This is a genomic window from Nocardioides alpinus, assembly GCF_900112035.1.
Taxonomy (GTDB): domain Bacteria; phylum Actinomycetota; class Actinomycetes; order Propionibacteriales; family Nocardioidaceae; genus Nocardioides; species Nocardioides alpinus.
The window spans coordinates 217,879-227,637 of the sequence record NZ_FOKC01000007.1; the positions used below are offsets into that span (position 1 = coordinate 217,879).

10 protein-coding genes are annotated in these 9,759 nt (G+C 71.9%); 9 read left to right on the forward strand and 1 reads right to left on the reverse strand.

The window, feature by feature from the left end; genetic code table 11:
- The first annotated feature begins 13 nt into the window (after nt 1–13).
- From BM127_RS15305 to BM127_RS15335, 7 genes are read left to right on the forward strand one after another with little or no spacing between them, the layout of a single operon-like run.
- Entirely contained in the window at nt 14–1,678 is a 1,665-nt protein-coding gene (locus BM127_RS15305) for a tripartite tricarboxylate transporter permease (protein WP_091199854.1), read from the forward strand.
- Nucleotides 1,675–2,172 (forward strand): AbrB family transcriptional regulator, encoded by a 498-nt coding sequence (locus tag BM127_RS15310; protein WP_091199856.1) that lies wholly within the window; start codon nt 1,675–1,677, stop codon nt 2,170–2,172. Before BM127_RS15305 ends, BM127_RS15310 begins: the two co-directional genes overlap by 4 nt.
- Nucleotides 2,169–3,377 carry a CaiB/BaiF CoA transferase family protein gene (locus BM127_RS15315; RefSeq protein ID WP_091199857.1) on the forward strand — a complete coding sequence of 403 codons (1,209 nt, stop codon included), beginning with the start codon at nt 2,169–2,171 and terminating at the stop codon, nt 3,375–3,377. The genes BM127_RS15310 and BM127_RS15315 overlap by 4 nt, the downstream gene beginning before the upstream one ends.
- Nucleotides 3,374–4,594 carry an L-2-hydroxyglutarate oxidase gene (lhgO, locus tag BM127_RS15320; protein ID WP_091199859.1) on the forward strand — a complete coding sequence of 407 codons (1,221 nt, stop codon included), beginning with the start codon at nt 3,374–3,376 and terminating at the stop codon, nt 4,592–4,594. The genes BM127_RS15315 and lhgO overlap by 4 nt, the downstream gene beginning before the upstream one ends.
- A complete protein-coding gene (locus BM127_RS15325) occupies nt 4,591–5,508 on the forward strand; it encodes a dihydrodipicolinate synthase family protein (RefSeq protein WP_198554276.1) in 918 nt (305 codons plus the stop codon). Before lhgO ends, BM127_RS15325 begins: the two co-directional genes overlap by 4 nt.
- Nucleotides 5,493–6,266, forward strand: a complete 774-nt coding sequence (locus BM127_RS15330; RefSeq protein WP_091199861.1) for an SDR family oxidoreductase — start codon at nt 5,493–5,495, stop codon at nt 6,264–6,266. Before BM127_RS15325 ends, BM127_RS15330 begins: the two co-directional genes overlap by 16 nt.
- A 21-nt stretch (nt 6,267–6,287) precedes the next feature.
- Nucleotides 6,288–7,136: a fumarylacetoacetate hydrolase family protein gene (locus BM127_RS15335; protein ID WP_091199863.1), complete on the forward strand. Its 849-nt coding sequence runs from the start codon at nt 6,288–6,290 to the stop codon at nt 7,134–7,136.
- On the opposite strand, the gene BM127_RS15340 is transcribed toward BM127_RS15335, so the two are convergent.
- A complete protein-coding gene (locus tag BM127_RS15340) occupies nt 7,114–7,911 on the reverse strand; it encodes an alpha/beta fold hydrolase (RefSeq protein ID WP_091199865.1) in 798 nt (265 codons plus the stop codon). The two genes, BM127_RS15335 and BM127_RS15340, sit on opposite strands and share 23 nt — an antisense overlap.
- Before the next feature lie 112 nt (nt 7,912–8,023).
- Between BM127_RS15340 and BM127_RS15345 the strand changes: the two genes are divergently transcribed.
- Both BM127_RS15345 and BM127_RS15350 read left to right on the forward strand, forming a co-directional pair.
- Complete coding sequence (locus BM127_RS15345) at nt 8,024–9,007, forward strand: hypothetical protein (RefSeq protein ID WP_091199867.1); 984 nt, start codon at nt 8,024–8,026, stop codon at nt 9,005–9,007.
- A 521-nt stretch (nt 9,008–9,528) separates the two neighbouring features.
- Nucleotides 9,529–9,759, forward strand: a 231-nt coding sequence (locus tag BM127_RS15350) for a leucine zipper domain-containing protein (RefSeq protein ID WP_175507416.1), incomplete at its 3' end; no start/stop codon positions are given.

A 9,759-nucleotide genomic window follows, 5' to 3' on the forward strand; every position in this document is an offset into this window, starting at 1 on the left:
CCGGAGACCTGACATGGACACCTTCGACAACCTGGCGAACGGCATCGTCGCCGTCGTCACCCCGATGAACCTGCTGCTGCTGCTGGCGGGCGTCATGCTCGGCATGGTCGTCGGTGTCATGCCGGGCCTCGGCCCGTCGGCCGGCCTCGCGATCCTGCTCCCGCTGACCTTCTCCCTGGACCCGACGGGCGCCATCGTCATGCTGGCGGCCGTCTACTACGGCGCGATGTACGGCGGCACGATCACGTCGGTGCTGATCAACACGCCCGGTGAGTCGGCGACCGTGGCCAGCACGTTCGACGGCTATCCACTCGCGAAGCAGGGGCGAGCCGGACCGGCACTGGTCATGGCTGCTGTCGGCTCCTTCGTCGCGGGCACCATCGGCGCGGTGCTCATCAGCATCGCCTCGCCCGCCACAGCGAAGCTGGCCGCCACCTTCGGTCCGCCGGAGCTCTTCCTGGTCGTCGTCCTCGGTCTGCTGACCCTCATCGTCATCATCGGGGGCAACCGGCTCCTCGGCACGCTGTCGGCGCTGATGGGCTTCGCGATCGCCACGGTCGGCATCGACATCGGCACCGGTCAGCAGCGCTACACCTTCGGGTCGGTCGAGCTGATCAACGGCATCGACTTCATCCCGGTCGCGATCGGCCTCTTCGGCGTGGGCGAGATCCTGCACACGCTCTGGCGCGGTGGACACCTCGAGAAGCTCGCCTACTTCAACGTCTCCGCCCGCTCGCGCGACTTCTGGCCGACCAGGCAGGACTACCGCGAGTCGGTCGGACCGATCACGCGCGGCTCCTTCCTCGGGTTCTTCGTCGGCGCCACCCCCGGCGCCGGGGCCACCGTCGCCTCGCTGATGTCCTACAACCTGGAGAAGTCGGTCTCCAAGACGCCGGAGAAGTTCGGCAAGGGCGCGATGGCCGGCCTCACCGGCCCGGAGGCCGCCAACAACGCCGCCTCGTCGGGTGCCATGGTCCCGCTGCTCACCCTCGGCATCCCGGGCTCCGCCGCCACGGCCGTCCTCATCGGGGGCTTCATGATGTGGGGCCTCCAGCCGGGGCCGCTGCTCATGACGCAGAACCCGGAGTTCGCGTGGGGCCTCATCGCCAGCATGTTCCTCGGCAACATCATGTTGCTGCTGGTCAACGTCTTCTGCATCCCCGCGTTCGCCAGCATCGCCCGGGTGCCGTTCCGGGTGCTCGGTCCCGCGATCATCGTCATCTGCGTGCTCGGCACGTTCACGGTCAACGGCTCGATCATCGAGGTCGCGATCATGCTCGCCTGCGGTGTCCTGGGCTTCTTCATGCGGCGCTTCGGTCTGTCGCCCGCGGCGCTCGTGATCGCCCTCGTGCTCGGCCCGATGGCCGAGGAGTCGATGCGCCAGACCATGATCATCTCGGGCGGCAGCTTCGGCATCTTCCTCGACCGCGGCACCTCACGTGTCCTGCTCCTGCTGATGGTCCTGCTGCTGGTGCTGCCCCTGGTGATGGTGCTGATCAAGCGGGCCGCGGCCCGGTCGGTCCAGAGGTACGGCGCCATGCGTCGGCGCAGCGCTCGCGGTGCGGACGCGGCGGACCGCTCGGACGACCTCACGACCGACGGGGCCGACGCCGGGGCTGGCGACGCGGACGTCGACCGCGACCGGGACAACGAGCCCGAGCGCGTGGACTCCCAGTGATCGCGAGCATCGCTGCCACCACCGTGGCCGCCCTCGCGGGTGCCGGGGTGGCGACCGTGCTGCGGCTGCCCGCGGCGCCGCTGCTCGGCGCGATGATCGGCGTCGCCGCCCTCACGCTGTCCACCGAGCTCAGCTGGCAGGCGCCCGGCGCCGTCAAGTGGGTCGTCTACGTCGCCATCGGCGCGCTGCTCGGGCAGTCCGTGACGAGGGAGTCCCTGACAGCGCTGCGCTCGTCGGCCGTCCCGATCCTGCTGACGGTCACGCTCTTCCTCGTCTTCGGGCTGGCGCTCGCCTGGGGACTGTGGCGCTTCACCGACTTCGACGCCCACACCGCCCTGCTGGCGACCGCACCCGGCGGCATCGCCCAGATGGGCGCCCTCTCGGCAGACGTCAAGGCCAACGTGCCGGTCGTACTGTCGATCCACGTCCTGAGGATCACCTCGGTCATCGTGCTGATGAGCCTCGGACTCAAGCTGATGGGAGGACGACCATGAACCCGCTCGGCCACCACCGGTCGCTCGCCGGCGTACGCGTCGTCGACCTGAGCCGTGCGCTCGCTGGCCCGTACGCCACGATGATGCTCGCCGACGTGGGCGCCGACGTGCTCAAGGTCGAGCCGCCCTCGGGAGACGACAGCCGCGGCTGGCTGCCCTTCGCTCCACCCGGACCCGACGCTGCGCCGGGCGCGAGCGAGGAGTCGGCGTACTTCCTGTCCGCCAACCGGGGCAAGCGCTCGGTGCGTCTCGACCTCAAGTCGCCCGAGGGCGCCCAGCGGCTGCGGGACCTGTGCGCGGACGCCGACGTCGTGGTGGAGAACTACCGCCCGGGCCTCCTCTCCCGGCTCGACCTCGACCCGGCGTCGCTGCGCGCGGCCAACCCTCGCCTGGTGACGCTGTCGATCACGGGCTTCGGCTCCGGCGGGCCCGACGGAGCGCGTCCCGGCTTCGACCAGATCGTCCAGGCGGAGGCCGGCCTGATGAGCCTCACCGGCGATGCCGATGGTGACCCGACCCGCGTCGGGCTGCCGATCGCGGACATCCTGGCCGGGATGTTCGGTGCCTTCGGGGTCATGTCCGCCCTCCGCGAGCGCGACACCACCGGCGTCGGTCGTGCCGTCGAGACGAGCCTGCTCGCCGCCGTCACGTCGGTGCACGCGTTCCACGGCGCGGGTTGGCTCACCGGGGGGCGCGAGCCGGCCCGTACGGGAAACCGCCACCCCTCGATCGCGCCCTACGGCACCTTCCGGTGCGCGGACGCCTCGCTGGTGATCGCCGTCGGCTCGGAGTCGCTGTGGCGCCGCTTCGCCGCGGTGGTCGGCATCGACCCCGCTCGTCCGGACGTGGCCACCAACCGCGACCGCGTCGCACACGTCGACGCCCTCCAGGCCGAGATCGACGGGTTGCTCGGTGATCGCAAGGCCGAGGACGTGCTGAGCGACCTGGGCCGCGAAGGGGTGCCCGCCGGCAGGATCCGCACCGTGCCCGAGGTCTACGACTGGGAGCAGGTCCGCCACCTCGGCCTGGTGCACCAGCTCCAGCACTCGACGCTCGGACAGGTGGCGGTGCCGGGAGGCGCGCTTCGCTACGACGACGCGGCCTCGGCGTCGCAGGTCCCGCCGCCCCTCCTCGGCGAGCACGAGGACCTCGCGTGGGAGCGCCCCTGGCTCGACCAGCAGGACCCCGGCGGGGGTGCGGCATGAGCGCCGCGTCGTACGCCGTGGTCGGCGGCGGCATCCTCGGCGCGGCCGTCGCCCGGCAGCTCCAGGTCGTGGACCCCGACGCTGCAGTGACCGTGTGGGAGAAGGAGGACCGGCTCGCCGCGCACCAGACCGGACGCAACTCCGGGGTCGTGCACGCCGGCCTCTACTACGAGCCGGGCTCGCTCAAGGCGACCCTGTGCCGGCGCGGGGTCGGGCTGCTCCGCGACTTCTGCGCCGAGCACGACATCGCCTACGACGCGTGCGGCAAGGTGCTCGTGGCGCTCGACGAGGTGGAGGAGGGCAGGCTCGACGCGATCGAGGCGAAGGCCCACGCCAACGGGGTGCCCGGCATCCGGCGCCTCTCCGGCGGCGAGCTCCGCGAGATCGAGCCGCACGTCCGCGGGATCGCCGGACTGCACTCACCGTCCACGGCGATCGTCGACTTCCCCGGGGTGACCCGGCGGCTCGCCGACCTCGTGGAGGAGAACGGCGGCACCGTGCGGCTCTCGACCGAGCTGACCGACATCCGTCACGACGGCTCCGGTGTGGTCCTCACCGGCCGGACCGCGACCGGGCCGATCGAGGAACGCTTCGACCGCGTCGTGCTCTGCACAGGCCTGTGGGCCGACCACACGGCTGAGAAGGCGGGGGACACGAGCGAGCCGCAGGTCGTGCCGTTCCGCGGGGAGTACCTCCTGCTGCGGCCCGAGCGCCGCTCGCTCGTCAACGGCCTCGTCTACCCCGTCCCGGACCCTCGCTACCCCTTCCTCGGCGTGCACCTGACGCCCCGCGTGGACGGCGAGGTGATGGTCGGACCCAACGCCGTCCTGGCGCTGGCCCGCGAGGGCTACGACTGGCGCACCGTGTCGGCCCGCGACCTGCGCGAGGTGGTCGCGTACGACGGCTTCCGCCGCTTCGCGCGCCAGCACTGGCGCACCGGGGTGACGGAGATGGCGGGCTCGCTGAGCCGTCGTCGCTTCGTCGCAGCGGCCCGTCGCTACGTGCCCGAGCTCAGGGTCGAGGACGTGGTCACCGGCCCGAGCGGCATCCGCGCCCAGGCGATGGAGCGCAGCGGCGCCCTGGTCGACGACTTCCGGATCACCACCCGCGGCCGGGTCACCGCCCTGCGCAACGCGCCGTCGCCGGCGGCCACGTCGAGCCTCGCGATCGCCGAGCACGTCGTCGACGTCGTCCTGGGCCGCGAGGTGGCGCAGTGAGCGGCACCCGTCTCGACCGCGGGCTGTGGATGGTCCTCGCGTCGCCGTTCGACGACGCGCTCACCCTCGACACTGCGTCGCTCGAGCGCCAGCTCGTGCTGGCCGACTCGGTGTCGGCGCAGGGTGTCGTCGCCCTCGGCGTCTTCGGCGAGGCGGACGCGTTGACCCGTGCGGAGCAGCAGGACGTCGTCCGGACCGTGACCGGCTCGTCCGACCTGCCCGTCGTGCTCGGGTTGTCGGCCCGCACCACGGCGGTGGCCGTCGACCAGGCCGTCTCCTGCCTCGAGGCAGCCGAGCGGCAGCCGCGGGCGCTGATGGTGCAGGTCCACTCACCGCGGGCCGACGTGCTGGTCCAGCACTTCACGGCGATCCACGAGGCCACCGGCCTGCCCGTCGTCGTGCAGGACTACCCCGCCGCCTCGGGCGTCACTGTCGTCGCCGACGCACTGGTCGAGGCGGTGCGCGCGTGCGACGGCTTCGTGGCGGCCGTCAAGGCCGAGTCCGCACCGACCCCGCCCGCCATCGCCACGCTGACCGCAGCCGTCGGGGCTCCGGTCTTCGGCGGCCTCGGCGGGGTGGGCCTGGTCGACGAGCTCGGCTGCGGTGCAGCCGGCGCGATGACCGGGATGAGCCACCCAGAGGGACTCCGTGCCACCCTCGACGCCCAGGCCTCGGGCGGATTCGCTGCCGCCCACGCGGCATGGGCCCCGTGGCTCCCGCTGGTCACCTTCGAGGGCCAGCTCAAGGTCGGGCTGGCGATCCGCAAGGAGATCCTGCGCCGTCGCGGCGTGCTCGCGACCGGCCGGGTCCGTCCACCCGCTGCGCCCCTTCCGCCTTCCTTGGTGCCGCTGCTGGAGCAGCACCTCTCACACCTACCCCCCACTCCTGGAGGAGACCCATGGACCTCGGACTGACCGGCAAGGTCGCACTCGTCCTCGGCTCGACCGCCGGACTCGGACGCGCCACCGCGGAGGCCCTCGCCGCCGAGGGCGCGCACGTCGTCGTGGTGGGGCGCCGCGCCGAGCTGGTGGACGCCCTCGTGGAGTCACTGCCGTCGGCGACCGGCGTGGTCGCCGACGTGACCGCCCCCGACGCCCCGGCGCTGCTCGTGAACCGGGCCCGCGAGCAGTTCGGTGAGGTCGACATCGTGGTCCTCAACGGCGGCGGACCGCCGCCCGGCGCGGCCGACGCCTTCACCGCCGAGGCCGCGCAGGCGGCGTTCGACCTGCTCCTCAAGCAGCACATCAGCCTCGTCGGCGCGGTGCTGCCCGGGATGCGCGAGCGCGGCTGGGGACGCATCCTGGCGATCGGGTCCAGCGGCGTCCGCCAACCCATCCCCACCCTGACCGCGTCCAACGTCGGCCGCGCTGCGCTGGCGGCGTACCTCAAGACACTCGCGGGCACCGTCGCCGGCGACGGCGTCACCGTCAACATGGTGCTTCCCGGCCGGATCGACACCGACCGCGTCGCCCAGCTCGACCGGGCCGCCGCGGAGCGCACCGGCGTCACCCCCGAGGCCTCGCGCACCTCGTCGGAGGCCACCATCCCGGCCGGCCGCTACGGCGACCCCGCGGAGTTCGGCGCGGTCGTCGCGTTCCTCGCCTCGCAGCAGGCCGCCTACCTCACCGGCGAGCAGGTCCGCGTCGACGGCGGCCTCGTCGGCGCGTACTGACCCCCCACACCAGGAGACCCCATGAGACTCGCCACCATCCTCGACCACGGCACCGAGGTCCCCGTCCTCATCGACCCCGAGCGAGGTGTCGTACCCGTGGCCGCGCTCACCGACACCGACGTGCCGACGCTGCTGACGGTGCTCGAGGAGGGCTTGTACGACGACCTGGTGAAGGCCGCGGCCGAGGCCGGCCCGGAGAGCTTCCTGCCGCTCGCCGACGTCACGTTCACGGCTCCCTACCGCCGGCCCCGCAAGATCTGGGGCATCGGGCTCAACTACGTCGACCACGCCGCCGACCTGTCGGAGTCCGTGCCGGACGAGCCCGCCTCCTTCATCAAGGGCGACCACACCATCATCGGCACCGCCGACGAGATCCCGATCCCTCCGCAGAGCGAGCGCACCACGGCGGAGGGCGAGCTCGGGCTGGTCATCGGTCGGGAGTGCCGCAACGTCTCGGAGGCGGACGCGCTCGACCACGTCTTCGGCGTCACCACGATCCTCGACCAGACCGCCGAGGACATCCTGCAGCGCAACCCGCGTTTCCTGACGCGCTCGAAGAACTTCCCGGGCTTCTTCTCCTTCGGCCCCGAGATCGTGCCGATGGCGGAGGTGCTCGAGCGGTTCGGCTCGATCGGCGACGTCGAGGTGTCGACGGTGGTCAACGGCGACCAGGTGCGCACCAACACCGTCGAGCACATGCGCTACAGCCCGGCGTTCCTGGTGGCCTTCCACAGTGCCGTGATGCCGCTCTTCCCCGGCGACGTGATCTCCACCGGCACGCCGGGTGCGATCCACGTCCGCGCCGGAGACGTCGCGGAGTGCCGGATCCCCGGCATCGGGCACCTGGTCAACCCGGTGGTCGACGCCTGAGCTGGGTCCGGCGCGCCAAGCGGTCCGCCACGATCGCCCACACGTCGGGATCGAACCCCATGCCGAGGTGCGTGGAGGAGATCTCGACGTGCTCCGCCATCGGGCTCGAGTGGTCGAGGCATGCCTGCCAGGACACGATCCCGTCCTGCCGGGAGAACATGATCGTCAGCGGCACACGGATCGGGTTGCTCTCGTCGAGCCGGCGGCTCTCCCGGTGGCCGTCGTTGTCCGGACCACGGTTGTAGGCGCGCGCGACGGTGGTGTGCATCGGCCCGCCGACGGGTGTGCCGTAGGTGATCACCCGGTCCACGGCGTCCGGGTGCCGTCGCGCCACCTCGCGGGCGATCACGCCACCGAGGCTCCACCCGACCAGCGAGGCGGGCGCGCCCTTCTCCTCGACGAGCTCCACGACCTGCGCGGCCAGCCGCTCGATGTCGCGGCGCACGCTGCCGGTGTTGGTGCCGAAGCCCCAGCCGCGGGCGTCGTACCCCAGACGCCTGAGGTAGTACCGCAGCGGCGCTCCGGAGATCTCGGGTGCCTTCCACCCGGGGATGTCGACGACCAGGTGGCCGTCTCCGCGGGGCGCCGAGACCAGTCGGGGCGTCGCACCGACCAGGCGTGCCGCGTCGAGCGCCGCGCGCACCTCGCCCAGCGCCGTACGCGTGTGCGGTGGTCCGCTCGGGCGTCCGAGGGACACCGTGTCCGATCGCTCGCGGGCGCGGGAGCGCACGCCTACGGTGGCCAGGAGGGCGAGGGGGTCTATGGGGCTGGCCATGTCGCGACCCTACGTCCGAGGCCCTGGACGCGACGCGATGAGGACCAAGGTCCCGACGAGGTCCGGACCTTCGCCGCTCCACGGAACGGCGGCAGCCGTCGATGCTCGACCCATGACCCTCGCACTTCCTGCGCTCGTCCCTGTCCTACCGACCCACGAACGCTGGTTCGTGGAGTCGCAGCCTGCGGGCGACTGGGCGTTCTTCCTCTCACCCCTTCCCCTGGTCCTCACTGCGGCGGTCGTCGTGGTCACGCTGGTCTGGCGCACCGTGGCGATGCGGGTCGACGGCCCGGAGCTGCCCTTCCTGGGTCGGCTCGGCGCACTGGTGCCGTGGATCCCGCGCCTGCTGGGCATCCACCTGGGCGTCACGTTGCTGGCGCTGGCGTCGACCGGCGCGTTCATCACGCCGTCCATCGACCACCTCGGCGGTCTCGGCGGCCATGCGCTGCTGCTCGTGGAGGCGGCCCTCGGGATCTGGCTCATCACCGGCTGGCAGCTCCGAGCTGCCGCCGCCCTCGTCCTCATGCTGGCGCCGGCGCTGACCGTGGTCGCCGGCTGGACCGCGCTGGGGGAGTCCGCCAACCTCGCTGCGGTGGCCGCCTTCCTGGTCGTCGTACCTCCCGGTCCTGACGCCCATGGCGCAGCGCACCCCTCGCGCGCCCACCTGCGATGGGCGCTGCTCTGGCTGCGCCTCGGCGTGGGCACGGCGCTGATCGTGCTCGCCTTCTCGGAGAAGCTGACGAACCCCGCGATGGCCATCGACACCCTCGAGCGCTTCCCGGCTCTCGACGTCCTCGCGCTCGTCGGTATCAGCGTGTCACCGGAGACCTTCGTAGCCATCGCCGGCGCGACCGAGCTGCTCTTCGGCCTGCTCGTGATCTCCGGGGCGTTCCCGCAGGTGGCGGTGCTGGTCGCGATGGTGCCGTTCAACGCCACGCTGCTGCTCTTCGGGCAGACCGAGATGGTCGGTCACCTGCCTGTGTACGGCGTGTTCCTGGCGCTGCTCGTGTACGGGTCGTCGGCGCAGACCGCCGGTGCGGTGCGGTGGCTGCCCAGCCCCCGAGGCCGGCGCGTCGCGGTGGAGGCGGCAGCCTGACCCGACCGCTGGGGCCCAGCACGGTCAACCGGTGAGCGCGCGCGACCTCACCGACAGCAGAGGTCTCCGTCGAGGACGACCTGCCCGTGCTCCTCGACGAGCTCCGGGCCTTCTTGGTCAAGATGCCGACCGCCTGCTCGACGAGCTGGAGTGTGCGAGCGGCGACCTCGTCCTTGCCGCCGGAGGGCATCTTCGGAAGGCCACCGGTCACGAGCTTGTGCACTGCCGGCGAAGCGGACTTGCCGCCTTGCTCGCGGCGAAGGACTCCGTGAACGTGTCGAGGAATCCGAGCTCCGCCTGGGAGACGTGCGCGCTCGCGCGAAGGGCGGCAGACTGGCGACGCACTCCGTCGGCACCTCGTGCCCGTCTGTGCCCCACGAAGGGCTCAGCACGCCTAGGTGTGATGCCCAGGCACGTTGGTCGAGATCGTGTGACGAGACGATCTGAAGTTCTGGACTGGTGAAGACCTCCCGATGTGGAGTGGAGCTATCTAGGAACCGCTCCACATCCAGGAGGTCTTCGTGTCCCACGCTACCCATTCCAACGCTGCGCTGACGCCACGCGCTCGACTGCGGCTCGCTCGCCTGATCATCGACCACGGCTGGCCACCTGCCCGCGCGGCCGAGCGCTATGACGTGTCGTGGAAGACCGCGAAGAAGTGGGCCGATCGGTACGCGGCCGAAGGCGCTGCAGGCATGACTGACCGATCCTCGCGACCCCATCACCAGCCGAACCGGACACCAGCGCCGATG